12 protein-coding genes are annotated in these 14,637 nt (G+C 43.3%); 8 read left to right on the forward strand and 4 right to left on the reverse strand.

All coding sequences use genetic code 11. The annotated features are described in order from the left end of the window. Positions 1 to 215 precede the first annotated feature (215 nt). Positions 216 to 629, forward strand: a complete 414-nt coding sequence (gene arfB / locus ACTXGF_RS18845; RefSeq protein ID WP_443533676.1) for an alternative ribosome rescue aminoacyl-tRNA hydrolase ArfB — start codon at positions 216 to 218, stop codon at positions 627 to 629. 157 nt (positions 630 to 786) lie between these two features. Here the strand turns inward: arfB and ACTXGF_RS18850 are convergent, their stop codons facing one another. The 3 genes from ACTXGF_RS18850 to ACTXGF_RS18860 all read right to left on the reverse strand — a co-directional run bounded on the left by ACTXGF_RS18850 (position 787) and on the right by ACTXGF_RS18860 (position 5,899). Further along, on the reverse strand, positions 787 to 2,655 hold the full coding sequence (locus ACTXGF_RS18850) for an autotransporter domain-containing protein (protein WP_443533674.1): 1,869 nt from the start codon (positions 2,653 to 2,655) through the stop codon (positions 787 to 789). Between the two features lie 413 nt (positions 2,656 to 3,068). Next, a complete protein-coding gene (locus ACTXGF_RS18855; RefSeq protein WP_443533672.1) occupies positions 3,069 to 4,346 on the reverse strand; it encodes an MFS transporter in 1,278 nt (425 codons plus the stop codon). Between the two features lie 353 nt (positions 4,347 to 4,699). After that, positions 4,700 to 5,899, reverse strand: coding sequence for a sugar transporter (locus tag ACTXGF_RS18860; RefSeq protein ID WP_443533670.1), 1,200 nt, complete (start codon positions 5,897 to 5,899; stop codon positions 4,700 to 4,702). A gap of 738 nt (positions 5,900 to 6,637) precedes the next feature. Between ACTXGF_RS18860 and ACTXGF_RS18865 the strand changes: the two genes are divergently transcribed. The 5 genes from ACTXGF_RS18865 (at position 6,638) to ACTXGF_RS18885 (ending at position 11,028) form a co-directional block, all read left to right on the forward strand. Next, positions 6,638 to 7,552, forward strand: a complete 915-nt coding sequence (locus tag ACTXGF_RS18865) for a hypothetical protein (protein WP_443533668.1) — start codon at positions 6,638 to 6,640, stop codon at positions 7,550 to 7,552. 56 nt (positions 7,553 to 7,608) lie between these two features. After that, on the forward strand, positions 7,609 to 8,193 hold the full coding sequence (locus tag ACTXGF_RS18870) for a YqiA/YcfP family alpha/beta fold hydrolase (protein ID WP_443533666.1): 585 nt from the start codon (positions 7,609 to 7,611) through the stop codon (positions 8,191 to 8,193). A gap of 97 nt (positions 8,194 to 8,290) precedes the next feature. Further along, positions 8,291 to 8,923, forward strand: a complete 633-nt coding sequence (gene acuR / locus ACTXGF_RS18875) for an acrylate utilization transcriptional regulator AcuR (RefSeq protein ID WP_443533664.1) — start codon at positions 8,291 to 8,293, stop codon at positions 8,921 to 8,923. An 82-nt stretch (positions 8,924 to 9,005) separates the two neighbouring features. Beyond that, positions 9,006 to 9,989, forward strand: coding sequence for an acrylyl-CoA reductase (NADPH) (gene acuI, locus ACTXGF_RS18880; protein ID WP_443533662.1), 984 nt, complete (start codon positions 9,006 to 9,008; stop codon positions 9,987 to 9,989). A gap of 403 nt (positions 9,990 to 10,392) precedes the next feature. Beyond that, positions 10,393 to 11,028 carry a hypothetical protein gene (locus tag ACTXGF_RS18885; RefSeq protein ID WP_443533660.1) on the forward strand — a complete coding sequence of 212 codons (636 nt, stop codon included), beginning with the start codon at positions 10,393 to 10,395 and terminating at the stop codon, positions 11,026 to 11,028. A 166-nt stretch (positions 11,029 to 11,194) separates the two neighbouring features. On the opposite strand, the gene ACTXGF_RS18890 is transcribed toward ACTXGF_RS18885, so the two are convergent. Then, positions 11,195 to 11,833 carry a TetR/AcrR family transcriptional regulator gene (locus ACTXGF_RS18890; protein WP_443533658.1) on the reverse strand — a complete coding sequence of 213 codons (639 nt, stop codon included), beginning with the start codon at positions 11,831 to 11,833 and terminating at the stop codon, positions 11,195 to 11,197. Between the two features lie 380 nt (positions 11,834 to 12,213). On the opposite strand from ACTXGF_RS18890, the gene ACTXGF_RS18895 reads away from it, so the two are divergent. Both ACTXGF_RS18895 and ACTXGF_RS18900 read left to right on the forward strand, forming a co-directional pair. Continuing rightward, positions 12,214 to 13,365, forward strand: a complete 1,152-nt coding sequence (locus ACTXGF_RS18895; RefSeq protein ID WP_443533656.1) for an acyl-CoA dehydrogenase family protein — start codon at positions 12,214 to 12,216, stop codon at positions 13,363 to 13,365. 62 nt (positions 13,366 to 13,427) lie between these two features. Further along, on the forward strand, positions 13,428 to 14,636 hold the full coding sequence (locus tag ACTXGF_RS18900) for an acetyl-CoA C-acetyltransferase (RefSeq protein WP_443533654.1): 1,209 nt from the start codon (positions 13,428 to 13,430) through the stop codon (positions 14,634 to 14,636). The last annotated feature ends 1 nt before the right edge of the window (position 14,637 follow it).

The raw sequence follows: 14,637 nt of genomic DNA on the forward strand, positions 1-14,637 counted from the left end.
ATATCTCGATATTATCTGCGCTATTTTCCTTGTTTGACTGCAATTTATCTCATTTTTATCCCCATTCTTAAAATGAGGACACGCCATAGAAAGCCGAGTGAGAGTATTACAAGCAGTATACTAAGCGAGACCGACACCGTACCTAATTTATAGAGGGTTGACTATATAATGCTTTATCATGAACCATATCTATTCACATTCGATCAAAGCATACTATGATTTTTATTAATAATAATGTTAGCCTCAATGATAATGAGGTAGAGATCAGCGCCATACGAGCGCAAGGCGCAGGTGGGCAGAATGTCAACAAAGTATCTTCTGCCATTCACCTGCGTTTTGATATTAACAACTCAAGTCTGAGCGATGAGTACAAGCAGCGACTGCTAAATAGTAAAGATAGCCGAATAACAAAGGAAGGCGTGCTAATTATCAAGGCGCAACAGTTTCGAACGCAAGAGCGTAATAAAATAGATGCGCTTGAGCGTTTACAAAGTTTTATCACCAAAGCCACTTACGTTAATAAAACAAGAAGGCCTACCAAGCCAAGCAGAAATGCCAAACGTAAATGGGTGGATAAAAAGACCCAGCGTGGTAAGACAAAGGCTTTGCGCGGTAAAGTAGATTTTTAGAGAGTCTGTGATATTAGGTTTTGTCGTTGAGAAGTTGTGCGGCAGAAAACTTATAGAAAAAAATCGTAGTAGGTTATGGCAACTTTTGAATTTATAATGGTATAGGCGATTAACTATTACCTATTACCTATACCATTCTTCTAGATTAACAACTTATTTAGAATGCACCATTAAGTCCAATAAATAGGCTGGTTGAATCGTCGTCATTACCTTGTGAATGCGTGACACCAGCGTTGGCATTCAATAGGCCAAAGCTTCTAGATAGGCCAAGTGTCATAGCAACATTATCATCATCAGTTTCGACCATAGGCGTCTCAAAGCTGATATTTGGTAGCGTATTCAAACGTGCGGTTACTGCTTCACGATTATCACTCAGCTGCTTTTGGTAATGAATGTCACCAAATAAGTTGAGGTTCTCCATCAAGCTATGATTGGCTTTGAGGCCAAGCTTGCCATATGTCGTAGAGTATTTCTGCTCATCGAACTGCATAGCAATGCCAGACATCTCTTTTTCTTTGAGTCCGTCAATTTTTACGCGGCTCGCTGTTGCACCGATATAAGGCGTGACGGCAATATTGCTCACTTGCATTGGGTAGCCTGCCTGCAAGTTGGCATAAAAGCGCTTGCCATCAGCATTTGACTTAAACTGTTGTTGGTTACTGCCTAGTGTCACAGCACGTGTGACATCGACATCCATGTTGCCAAATCCTGCAGCACCATTGATCTGTAAACCGCCAAACTTGTTGCTGTGATAGACACCAAAACCGACCTCTCCTAGATCAATATCACTCAAACCTGTGCCAACGTCTGAGTTTTCAAAGTCTTTCTGAGTGATGTTTCCGTATAAGCCTGTCACTGCATTTGCTGAGTTAGGATGAGCAAAATCTACACCAAGCAATACTTGGGTGTTATTATCACCATCAAACCCTGCAACTTCTTGATTAGCGACTTCACCGACGGCCCATAGGGTACGAGCAGGTTTTTGCTCACTGCTTTGGATTTGGTTAACGTGTGACTGTAAGCGCTCATTTGTTGCAAGTCCCGTTGTCGTTGCAATATGCGGCAGCACACCGATTAAACTAGGCGCTGTGACTACAGCATTTGCATAGTCGGCGATCAGTTGGTGGGTAGCACCTGTTGGATGTATGCCATCAGCGAAGAAGTAGGTTTCGTTGGCATTTGCTTCTACAAGACTATCAGGTCCACAAGTTAGAGAGCTATTGTTGTCACCGCAAGCTTCATCGGTGACATTAGTGAAACCATACTGAGCAGGCGACGCAATGATCTCTTGAGTTAAGCTAAACATATCTAGCGGTATGATATTAGCGCCAGTATTTGCTGCGGCACTAAGCATGAATTGATTGTATAGACTAGTAGCACCAGTGCTTTGCGCCTGTGCTACAGGCCCTTGATCAATAACTCTAGGGGTTAGACCGACATCAGGAATATTAGGTACTAAGATATATTTGGCACCATTGTCTTTTAATGCATTAATCGTTTCGGTTTGGCTAGCTACTGCTCCAAGTATGGTCGCTTGGGCATTAGCAGGATCTTCAGCCGCCGCAAGTAAATCATTTGCACCTGCCCACACCACATACAGTCCATTAGAGTCTACTGTGTTATTGGCGAGGTAGCTATCGACTTGGCTATTGGCAGAAGCTACTGGAATACCGAAAGCAGCAACATCTACGCCAGCTCTTGCACCGCCAATGGCATAATTATTCCCAGTTTGACTACCGTCATAAGTATTGGTGACAGAGGTTGTACCCAATTGCTCAGCAAATGAGGTCGCCCATGTATTATCAGGATTGGTAGTAAACTGACCTGACTCTGGAATCCCAAAATTATTTTGAGTTAGAGGACTAAAATAGCCCCCATCAGTCAGGCTATCACCAAAAAAGGTGACACTGTCATAAGCATTTGCGTGAGAAATACCAGCGATAGATAGGCTGACAGCCAGCATGCTTTTGGTAAAAGTTTTAAGAGTGGTATGGCTAATTTTAGAACGTGAAGTATTACGAGGCATAGCGACTTCCTTGTCATCAATGTAATAGTTTGTCAACCGAGTGTAACCACTTTTTAGAAAGCTAGCAATCGTTTTGATTGCAAAATTGCAAGAATATTGCCTTATCTAAGTAAGTTTTTAGAGCATAAAAAAAGGAGGTCAAGTATTAAAAAATCATACTGTCTCGCTCACATAATATTTTGTTTCCTTCTATGTAATTATGCTGTAAGCACCTGATTTTTATTTAGTTGTCTTTGTTGAAAAATATAAGAATTATCTATCGATATTGCTTATTTAGCCTAAACAACTGCTTAGTCATAAATAGTATAAACTCAACACTCCACAGTAAGATAATCAGGCCAAATTCGTATACAGACGTCACTAGCGGCTAGCTCAAAGTATAGTTAGCAGTAACAATACTATAGAAACTGAAATTAAGCTTGTTTTTTTGTACGTAATAATAAGGCAAGCCCAAGTGCTACAAAAGCGGCGATACCAGATATCATATAACTGTTACTAAAGTCTCCAGTGGCTTCTGCAAGATAGCCTGCTGCCACTGGCCCGAGAGCCTGTCCACCTGAAAAGGCAAAAGTCAGTGCCGCAAGTGCACTCGCTGCTGCCGCAGGCCCGAAATAATCGCCTGCAGAAGCTGCCATAATGACAGGCACACTCCAAACCACTAGGCCAAACAAGATAATGGACAAATATAGCCCTAAACTCCAATCAGTAAGTCCGACCAACAGATAAGCGATGGCAAGGAAGAAAAAAGCCAGCGTCAGACCAAGGCGTCTACCAATATGGTCAGAAATCCAGCCAAACAACATGCCTGAGAACATGCTCAGCAGTCCAATCCATGCCCAAACACCACCAGCAGTCGCTTCACTTAGTTGATACGAGCCAACCATACTGGTGACAATGAAGGTGACGTAAACCATATAGGTGGCGCCATAAATAGCAAAGATGACACCTAAATGTACGAGCAGCTTAATATTGCTACGTTCTAGCTTTTTATTATTTTTAACAGGTAAGGTGGGTGCGCGCCCAAAAGGGTTTCGACTAACATCGTCTGGATGGTTGCGAATCAAAGTAAAGGTGAGCCAAGCTACCGCAATATTAATCACGGCAAAAATTAGCCAACCTGTCTGCCAAGACAGTAGAGTAGAGATGGGTAAGAGTTTGGGTACGACAAATCCCGATAAAATGATGCCAAATCCAGGCCCAGCCATGACCAGTCCTAGAGCAAGCCCGCGGTGTGAAGGGAAAAACCAATGCGACATCACGCTCATCATTGGTAAGACCACGCCGCCGCTACCAATACCTGTCAACACATAGAGTGCGCAAAGTATGGGAAAACTGGTGGTAAAAGCCATACCGAACATAGAGACTGCAATAAGGAATAGACTAGCTGTCGCAGTCGTTCGAGTACCCAACCAAGGTAGAATAAAAGGGCTTAGAAGCACTGCAACCAGATATCCTATCAAGTTAGTGAATCCCAAGATTCCGCTTTGAGTATAATTTAATCCTAGAGAAGATGACATGGATGGCAGTAACATGCCAAATGCGAATCGTCCTAAGCCAAGTCCGCAGAACATTGCTACAGAGCCTGTAGCGGCAACGATCCAAGCATAATGCAATTTACCCAATCTAAGGGGCGCAGTGTTATCTTGATCTCCTTGATCTTGACTGTCTCGTTGAGTCATTCCGTCAGGCATCACGAACCTCCAACAAGTTGAAAATTCGCAATATATATCGTCACTAAATTTAGATCGTAGGTAATGACTTCCTTGTTTTGAATAGTATCCATTTCACACTCATCCTTTTGTGCTTAATCCCTATCAGTCCTTTATTGAGTATACTTATAGCCTAAGCATACTTATGCCCAATAAAATTAGTATAACTGCAGCTGAACGTTCGTTCAATGAGTATATAGGCAATCCTCGTGATGCTTTCACAGACCATAACAAAAAATGCCAGCCCATTTATATGGCTGGCATTCTACTTATTGTTCTCTGACGGTTCCTTCCCGACTGCTATTTTTGGCTATCCCTTAATATCGACTTATTAGTTAACCAAGTCGTTTACTCAATTCAGGAAAGCGTTTAATCATAAATAGCATCAAGAGTAACGCCACAACTGCGATAGCCGCACCTGTATATCCTACGCTAGATAGTGAAATGTGTGTGACGGCATAACCACCGAATAGCGCACCCGTACCAATCCCCAAATTAATAATACCTGAGAACATCGACATCAGCATGTCTTGCGCATTGACATCGACCATGATGACTTTGGCTTGCATTGAGATAATTAGTAGCATGAGCGCCGCGCCCCATAGTAAGGCGATAAAGCTGAGCGCCCATACAGAGGTCACTGCTAGCAACAGCGCAAGCATAGACACGAGCATCAGTATGGTCGATATTAGCATCAATCTGGTATTGAACCGATCGCCCCAACGACTAAATATCACACTACCTACAATTCCTGCTGCACCGAATAGCAACAGTACAAAAGTTGCAGCGTTTTCACTGATATTACCGACTTGGCGCATAAATGGTTCTATATAAGAATAAGCCGTATAGTGCGCTGTAAAGACCAATAAGATAAGCAGGTACAAACACACTAATAGGGGGTTTTTAAGGAGTTCTGGAATCTTTCTAAAAGACCCTTCAAACATACTAGGTAGCGTTGGCAATAGCCTTGCTTGTAGAATAAATACAATTGAGGCGATGACACCAATACCGCCAAAGGTCGCACGCCAACCAAACCATTGTCCGACTAAACGTCCTAGCGGCACACCCAATACCATTGCTAACGACGTACCCGTTGCTAGTACGCTAAGCGCCATGGCTTTTTTGCCTTCAGGTGCGACGCGTATCGCGATTGCAGCTGTGATCGACCAAAATATCGCATGAGATAACGCAATCCCAACTCGGCTAATGAGCAGCACATCAAAGCTCCATGCAAATACGGACAGTACGTGACTGGCAATGAATACGGCAAAAAGACCCAAGAGTAAGCGTTTGCGCTCAAATCGACTGGTCAGCAGCATTAGTGGCAATGACATCGCAGCGACAATCCAAGCATAGAGTGTCAACATCCAGCCAGTCTCTGCCGTCGTAATGGAGAAGTCTTGGGCAATGTCGCTCAACAGCGCCACAGGGACAAATTCTGTGGTATTCATAATAAAGGCACTAACGCCCATCAAAAATACTTGAAAATACTGAGTTCGGCGAGCGTTGGAGCTAGCCTCAAGGTTATGTGTCATAAAATCCAATACAGATGCGAATACTACGTGTGATATGTCAAAGTGGGGTAGGCTTAATTAGAATACAAGGTTTGCGGAGCAAGATAGCAAGCCCGCGTCAATCGTGAAAGGTGTTTTTTGATAAGGATTGTTAATTGGATGTTTATTGAGGATGCTTGAGCAATATGAAACTGTCGCTAATTATACTTATTGTATTGGGATACTTGCTAACGACTAAACTACAATTCATTTAAAGAAAAGCGACACCAGTTGTCGCAGATAATTTTAAACAGCTTTATTTTTATGTGAGCTTATACTATAGTTATTAGGTCAGGCAGAATAACATGAGATAAGAAACAGTTGACCCTCGGGGCGCAATGCTTCACTTCTCAACTGAGTTTTTAAAGCGCTATCTTAGCGAAGTCTTTCTATGTAGTGTTATTTACGTTTAATCCTAAACTTCTACGCCTGTACAAGCCGAAAAAATTATATTTATTAATAAGCAAAAAATTTAGCAGAAAAAAGCTCGTTGCCGTTGCAAAAATATGAGCGATGCAATAGCGAAAAACTGTGGCTAAAAAGCCTATTAGAATTAAAAGCTACTACCTTACCAAGTCGATTAATTTACTTAACTTTATAGATAATGACGTCATTTAAACAATGGCGAATAGGCTCGGCTGGCTTGAAATCGGCACTCAGAATATGACAACAACGAAAAACTGTGGCTAAACAACCAATCAAAATAATAAGGATATAACGATGACGACATTAACGTATCAGTTTGAACAAAAGCGTATAGATAACTTTAAGTGGTCGGATGGCTCAAAGCTATCTGGTATAACGGCACTAGCAAATGATGAAAGGGGCCGAGTACGAAAACAGCCATTGTTTTACCTCGAAACGTTTTCTATAGACAGTTATGAAGATGACATTTACTTCGTGAACAATACCGATGAGACACTCAGATGGGTAGCGCCATTTAGACCCTATCGAAGCATAGAAGAAGCCAGAGCAAAGCTAGGTGATAGCAGTGATGAAAACTTACGCAAAGTGACGTTCTATAATGATGACATGGATAGTGTGTATCAGGATGTACTACCTACGCAGGGCGTGCGGATTGGTAGTACTCATATCATGTACGACAGTGATGCGATGATGCAGTGGTTTATACATGTGCCTTATAAGGGGCCAGATACTCATTATGCGATCTGGCAATTTAATGTAGTAGAAAAGGGCGGGATTCGAGGAACTTATCCATTACTGTGGGATGATTTTAGTAAGCCCTCGCACATGGTGAGTTGTGACTGTCTGTTTGAGCAGGCTGATATGCCGATAGAGGTCAGCATTTATGAAGAGCGCTGTGCAATGCTTGACAGGCTTATTGGCTCATTTGGGGTGACCAATGCCATATTCATATTGGCAATCAATGATGTGCTTTATCGTTATGGCGTGGGCTGGAGCGCGCCCTATAGCGAGTCGGATATACAAGCGCAAGACATTGCGATGAAACTAAAAGAACAAAAGCCAGAAAATGCAGAAGCGGTGAAAGCTATTGTCCAAGCGGTTTATGACTTTTGGTTTGATAAAGGCTTTGCAAAAAATATCTCAATGCAGGCTTGTGAGGAGATTTTGAGTTTGCATCAAGCGCAGGTTGCTAGCCAAAAACCAGTTTGATTTATAAAAAAATTATCAAGAAGAAACTTAAATAATAATTAAACAAGGAGAACCTTATGATTTGTCCTATCGAAAACAATGACACGCTTTTACTGTTTTTTCATGGTCTCGATTCCAGCAATGAGACCAGCAAATATACTTGTATCACGCGTGAGCCTAAATACTGTCAAACGGTCAATTATCGAGAAAATTTTGCAGAAATATTTGAGATTTATGATGCATTGATTCGCGAGAAAATCGCACAGTACCCGCGAGTGGTGTTGGCAGGGCATTCGCTTGGTGGTTGGTTTGCCAATCATTTTGCGCATAAATACAACTTGCGCGCGCTGCTAATTGCGCCTTGTATCTATCCAAGTGAGATATTGGCTGACCGTATCCCTGACGTGGCTGATATGAAGCTGTCTTTTCCCACGACCAATACCGAGATGGTGCGGGTTATGGTAGAAGTCGATGATGAAAGCTTGGATGTGGCGGTGGCTAGACGAACATTGGTAAATCTACCTGATAGCTGGAACGTTGATTACTTTGCAGGCGGTCATCACCGTATCGCTCGTAGTAGTGATATTTGGTATCACTTAACTCATCTGTGCGAAGATCCCATCGTTTGGATGGATGAGGCGACGTATCATGGTGAAGACTGATAGCGAGCACGGTTAAAAAAATAGAGTAGCCAATGGATAAATAGACCGCTAAAAATAATTAATTGACACTAAAGACGATCGGTCATAATATTCATGCATGACGATTACTAAGCCAAAAGCCCGTCGAGGGCGTCCACCTAATGTTGAACGAGAGTTTACGGATACCCGTGAAGCTCTTTTGAGATCTGGGATGGAGATGTTGACAGAGCAAGGTTTTGCGACCACTGGTATCGATGCCATACTCAAACGCATCAATGTGCCTAAAGGCTCTTTCTACAATTATTTCAAAAACAAAGAAGCATTTGGACAGGAAGTATTACGGCAGTACGCATTGTATTTTGCTCGTAAGCTAGATCATTGTTTTCTGAATGAGCAAGTATCTCCCATGCAGCGTATCAGTGACTTCGTTGAAGATGCTAAGTCGGGAATGATCAGGCATGAATTTCGACGCGGCTGTTTGGTAGGCAACTTGGGTCAAGAGATTGTCGTGTTGCCTGAGAGTTTTCGCTGTGAGTTAGAAAACATATTGCTTGATTGGCAGGAGCGTTTAGCGGCTTGCTTGCGTCTTGCAGTACAACAAGAACAAATACATCCTAATAGTGATTGTGATGAGCTTGCTGCTTTCTTCTGGATCGGATGGGAAGGTGCGGTTTTGCGTGCTAAGTTGGTACAAGATGTCAGTCCATTAGATGCTTTTTTCCGAGGTTTTGTAGCAGGAATACAGAAGTAATTTTTTTTATCTATATTTTTAGACGACCTGTCTAAATTATTTTTTACTCATTTATAGATGATTGGTCTAAATAGGAGCTACTATGTTTAATGCAATATTAATTGGAAAAAATGACGATGTTTATCAGTCTAATCTGACAGAGATACAGGATACACAATTGCCAGAAGGGGATGTCACGGTTCGTGTGGCATATAGCACACTTAACTACAAAGATGGATTGGCCATTACTGGCCGTAGCCCTGTGGTACGGACATTTCCCATGGTTCCAGGAATCGATTTAGCGGGAACTGTGGAAACAAGCAGCCATTCCCGCTACAAAGCTGGCGACAAAGTGTTGTTGAATGGTTGGAGTGTGGGTGAGAAGTATTGGGGCGGTCTATCACAAAAGGCGCGATTAAACGGTGACTGGCTGATCCCGCTCCCCGAATCGATGACTGAACGTCAGGCGATGGCAATTGGCACAGCAGGATATACCGCAATGCTTTGCTTAATCGCATTAGAGCGTCATGGACTCACACCAGAGAGTGGCGAAGTATTGGTGACGGGTGCTAATGGCGGTGTTGGTAGCTTTGCCATCGCACTTTTGGCAAACCAAGGCTACTCTGTCACTGCCTCTACGGGACGTCTGGAAGAAGCCGAATACTTAAAGAGCCTTGGTGCAACGACGATCATAGACCGTGCTGAATTGAGTAGTCCGGGACGCGCACTTGGTAAGGAGAAGTGGGCTGCCGCAATTGATTCTGTTGGTAGTCATACGCTGGCCAACGTTTGTGCCAGTACGTGTGAGGATGGTCTAGTCGCTACCTGTGGATTGGCTCAAGGCATGGATTTCCCTGCTACTGTTGCGCCATTTATTTTACGCGGTGTCAGTTTGCTTGGTATCAATAGTGTGACACGACCTTATGATGAGCGTGTAGAAGCATGGCAGCGTTTGAGTACAAGTTTGGATATGACGCAATTGGATGCAATCACCAGAGAGATTGGTCTAAGCGAAGTCATTCCGACAGCAAGCGAGTTATTGGATGGCAAGGTTCGTGGTCGAATGATTGTTGATGTCAATCGTTAGGCTATCAAGCATAACTTTTAATACTTCAACATTAAAGTTTCGGTGTTGAACCTCGTGTTAGCACATGAATAAGTGGTTCATCGAAACGTCTAAGATTGAATGCGCAAAGTGAAAAAGAATTATTCACAAACGGTCACAAATATCGGTATTTATTTTTTGGCATCTGATGTGCTATCATCGTTGAACGATCTATCGTGGGTTTAACAGTTTTGTTATTGCCGACCATGACAATAGTCTAATGGTGGCGTGACAAACCTTGCAACTTCCAGCACGATATAAAACAACTCTGGTAAAGCGCATGAGCCTGTACTCCGACAACCTCATTTGTGCCTGATTTTTTGCCTATTTGGGCGTATATCATACTTTTTCGTCGGAGTTACAGGAGTCTAAGGTGTTCAATATCATGAGCCACATTGCTAATCCATCTAAATATACCCGTCGTTATTACCCACGCCATTCTCTAGCGCAATATATTATCAATCAAATAGAGTCGCTTGAGCTGCGTCCGCAAGATATCGTCAAGCAAATGGGCTATCCTCTTAAACATACCATACCTGCCTATGACCGCCTGCGTCATGTACTATCGAGCAAATTCCTTGGGCTTGATGGTAGCTATATGGACAAGTACTTTACCGCTGATGAGTTTTTAGCAAAACTGTTTGCCGTACTTGAGATACCGTATCAGCCATTCGCAGAAGATATTGCGCAGATTAAATACGACTTGGCGAATCACTCTAATACGCTACCCAGATATAGCTTAAGAGCGGAAGTAGATTTTACATTTACGAGTGCCGATAATTGGATGTCTCGTGGTGCGGCTTCACGTTTTGCCCAAGTACATTTACCTAGCGGTTTTGCCAAATTAGACGATGCTGCCCGTAAATCAGTGATTCAAGACAGCATCTGCGAGCATTATCAGCAGTATGAGGGCAGTTTACCATACGACGGTATCATTAAAGGCTATCGACTGACTATTGAACAACACAACCACGTGGTCGACCATGCAGAGTATGGATTGCCAAAATCTAGCAGTATCTAAAATGCTGTGAGTATATGAAGAGTGTAATAATCTAAGCTCATCGACTAAGAAGACTCAGTATAAAAAAGCCTCACTTTATCGTGGGGCTTTTTGGTTCTTTACGTTATGTTTTCTTGTAAGAGTCAAACACTGCTAAATATCAGTTTTATAAAATTCATTTTAAGCTTTAGGCTTCAGGTTTAGAGATGGCGCGCCATAAAATCACAAATAGCGCATCAAACTCTGCATTTAATGGCGTCTCTGTTTGGCGAATGGTATGCATTAAGCCAAGTCGACTGATAAACCCCATAAACACATCGAAGAGTATGTGCAGTGGAACAGCGTCATTGAGCACCCCACGATTTTGCCCATCTTCTAATACCGCCAAAAACGCGCCAATTAACTCTTTGTTTTCATAGATTGCGATATTGCGTATCCGTGATGCCGACACAGAAGACAGCACCATCACCGCATCTGGATGCGAGTCGACAAAATCAAAGCAGACCCACAGTGTCTTACGTAGACGATCTTGTACGCTATCAATCCCTTGCAGATGATCCATAATCCGAGCGGCTAATCTGCCGAGCACAATATCCATGATGGTATAAAACAGCGTTTGCTTGTCCCCGAAGTACTTGTAGAGCGTTTGCAAAGAAACGTTTGCAGACTTTGCAATCTGCGCCATCGTCACCTCATTAGCGTCAAATCCTGCAAAGACCTTACGAACGGCTTGCTCAATTTTATCCAAAGTTGCGGGCCGCATATCGGATAGGGGCGCTAGAGATCGAGTTTGCGTGAGGCTATCTGAATGACTAAAGGTTTTCATATTTATCGCTTCTTAAAGTATTGGCTATTTAATACGTCCTACCAGTTAAATAATTTGCTCGATAGTTTAACGTGATTAAATTAACAAGTAATGTAAATTACCATTTTTATTTAATTGATTGCGAAGTAGTTTTTCGTAGCCTAGTATAAGACTCATATATTAATAAATACAAAGAATTTATCGTATATCTATAACGGTAATATAAATTACCATAAATTTTTTAAAACGACTTAGCTATAGTCAGTTCAATATAATTTCGATACAAGGAAACCGAGTGCAAGTTATACATTAGTATGCTTAGCGAGGATGACGATGTAGCGGATTTATATAGACTTGACTATATAGTTATTATTCACTCCCCCTTGTCAAGGATAGACACCATGAGTATCGAAAAATTTACCCCAAACTGGATGACCGAAGAGCATCAGATGGTGCACGACAGCGCCTTAAAAATGTTTCAATCTTGGGATCCCAAAGATGAGCAGTGGCGTAAAAATGGCATGATTGATCGCGCTGCGTGGGAAGAGGCAGGCGAGATGGGGTTCTTGTGTGCAGCGATACCAGCTGAGTATGGCGGCGGCGGCGGGGATTTTGGTCATGAAGCGGCGCTTATCTACGCACAGACTGAGGCCAACCAATCGGGATTTGGCGGTATGGTGCATTCAGGCATTGTCGCGCCTTATATTTTAGACCACGGTACTGAAGAACAAAAACAAGAGTGGCTACCAAAAATGGCAAAGGGCGAATATATCGGCGCTATCGCCATGACCGAGCCTGGCACTGGCTCCGACCTACAAAACATCAAAACCTATGCAGTAAAAGATGGTGATGACTACATTATCAATGGCTCTAAGACTTTTATCACCAATGGTCAGCACGCCAATCTTATCTTGTTAGCATGCAAAACAGACCGTGAAAAAGGCGCACAAGGCGTCTCACTTATCATCGTAGAAACGGATAAAGTAGAAGGGTTTGAGCGTGGACGTAATCTCGACAAGATTGGTCTGACCTCTCAAGATACCTCAGAGCTATTTTTTAGCAATGTCCGTGTGCCACAAACTAACCTGTTGGGTACGGTAGAAGGCATGGGCTTTATCCAAATGATGCAGGAGCTGCCGCGTGAGCGTTTAATCATTGCGTTATCTGGGGTTGGCTCGATGAAGTTGGCGATCAATTTAACTTTAGATTACGTAAAAGGGCGCGAAGCCTTTGGCAAACCTATTTGGAAGTTTCAAAATACGCGCTTTAAGATGGCGGAATGCTATGCCGATTATCTCGCTGCCAGTACCATGTGTGATGCGGCAGTAGATGCGATGCTTGAGGGCAAACTGTCTGTACCGCATGCCTCATTAATCAAATACTGGGTCACCGAAAAACAGTGCGAAGTTATCGACGAATGCGTACAGTTGTTTGGTGGCTATGGCTATATGACAGAGTATCCTATCGCACGTTTATATGCTGATGCGCGCGTGCAAAAAATCTATGGCGGCACCAATGAGATTATGAAAGAGCTGGCTTCACGATTTATGTAGACGCTTATATTATAAGACTACAATAACTATTGTTTATTTACAAAATAAAAAAAGGATTTTTTATGACTGAGACTGCTTATATTTATGATGCGATTCGCACGCCACGGGGCAAAGGAAAAAAGGACGGTTCGTTGTATCAGGCATCACCGATTTGGCTGACACGCACCTTACTAAAAGAGATGCAACAGCGCCACAACTTGGATACCAGTTTGGTCGACGATGTGGTACTTGGCTGTGTGACACCAGTGGGTGAGCAAGGCTCTGATATTGCCCGTATTGCTGCTATCGATGCTGGCTGGGCGCAAAGTGTGGCAGGTCTTACCTTGTCTCGTTTCTGTGCCTCTGGTCTAGAATCTATCAATTTAGCTGCGGCTAAAGTCATGTCAGGTATGGAAGACATGGTAGTGGCAGGCGGTGTTGAGTCTATGAGCCGTGTGCCGATGGGCTCTGATGGCGGTGCTTGGTACATGGATCCACGTGTCAATGAAGCGACGCATTTCGTACCGCAAGGAGTAGGTGCGGATACCATCGCGACGCTCAAAGGCTTTAGTCGTAGTGATGTCGATGCCTTTGCCACCGAGTCGCATCGCCGCGCTGCAAAGGCGTGGGAGAAGGGCTATTACGACAAATCTGTCATCCCTGTCACCGATATCAATGGCATGATGCTGTTAGATAAAGATGAAACTATCCGTCCTAATACCAATGTCGAGACCTTAGCTGGGCTAAAACCTTCTTTTATTATGCCGGGAAAAATGGGCTTTGATAGCGTTATTTTGGATAGGTATACCACGATTGAAACGGTGAATCACGTACATCATGCAGGCAACTCTTCGGGCATCGTCGATGGTGCGGCCATCTGTTTGGTCGGTAGCGCGGCAGCTGGTCAAAAAGCAGGGTTAAAACCACGCGCCAAGATCACAATGGCCTCAGTCATTGGCTCAGAGCCTGCCATTATGCTCACAGGTCCAACGCCAGCTTGCCAAAAAGCTCTCGATAAAGCAGGTATGCAAGCTTCTGATATAGACCTTTGGGAAATTAACGAAGCCTTCGCTGCTGTGCCGATGAATACCGCTGATGATTTTGGCATTTCGCTTGATATCGTCAACGTCAACGGTGGTGCGATATCCATGGGTCATCCGCTTGGGGCAACAGGCGCGATGCTAATGACGACTGTCCTTGATGAGTTAGAACGTCGCGACCTAAAGACCGCTATGATTACGCTATGTGTGGGTGGTGGTATGGGTATTGCCACCATTATCGAGCGCGTTTAAC

The sequence above is a fragment of the Psychrobacter sp. 1Y6 genome (assembly GCF_052258385.2).
In the GTDB taxonomy this organism is placed as follows: domain Bacteria; phylum Pseudomonadota; class Gammaproteobacteria; order Pseudomonadales; family Moraxellaceae; genus Psychrobacter.

Excerpts from the sequence above, each read along its gene's own strand:
- arfB (WP_443533676.1), top strand. The coding sequence starts at position 216 with ATGATTTTTATTAATAATAATGTTAGCCTCAATGATAATGAGGTAGAG.
- ACTXGF_RS18850 (WP_443533674.1), bottom strand. The coding sequence starts at position 2,655 with ATGCCTCGTAATACTTCACGTTCTAAAATTAGCCATACCACTCTTAAA.
- ACTXGF_RS18855 (WP_443533672.1), bottom strand. The coding sequence starts at position 4,346 with ATGCCTGACGGAATGACTCAACGAGACAGTCAAGATCAAGGAGATCAA.
- ACTXGF_RS18860 (WP_443533670.1), bottom strand. The coding sequence starts at position 5,899 with ATGACACATAACCTTGAGGCTAGCTCCAACGCTCGCCGAACTCAGTAT.
- ACTXGF_RS18865 (WP_443533668.1), top strand. The coding sequence starts at position 6,638 with ATGACGACATTAACGTATCAGTTTGAACAAAAGCGTATAGATAACTTT.
- ACTXGF_RS18870 (WP_443533666.1), top strand. The coding sequence starts at position 7,609 with ATGATTTGTCCTATCGAAAACAATGACACGCTTTTACTGTTTTTTCAT.
- acuR (WP_443533664.1), top strand. The coding sequence starts at position 8,291 with ATGACGATTACTAAGCCAAAAGCCCGTCGAGGGCGTCCACCTAATGTT.
- acuI (WP_443533662.1), top strand. The coding sequence starts at position 9,006 with ATGTTTAATGCAATATTAATTGGAAAAAATGACGATGTTTATCAGTCT.
- ACTXGF_RS18885 (WP_443533660.1), top strand. The coding sequence starts at position 10,393 with ATGAGCCACATTGCTAATCCATCTAAATATACCCGTCGTTATTACCCA.
- ACTXGF_RS18890 (WP_443533658.1), bottom strand. The coding sequence starts at position 11,833 with ATGAAAACCTTTAGTCATTCAGATAGCCTCACGCAAACTCGATCTCTA.
- ACTXGF_RS18895 (WP_443533656.1), top strand. The coding sequence starts at position 12,214 with ATGAGTATCGAAAAATTTACCCCAAACTGGATGACCGAAGAGCATCAG.
- ACTXGF_RS18900 (WP_443533654.1), top strand. The coding sequence starts at position 13,428 with ATGACTGAGACTGCTTATATTTATGATGCGATTCGCACGCCACGGGGC.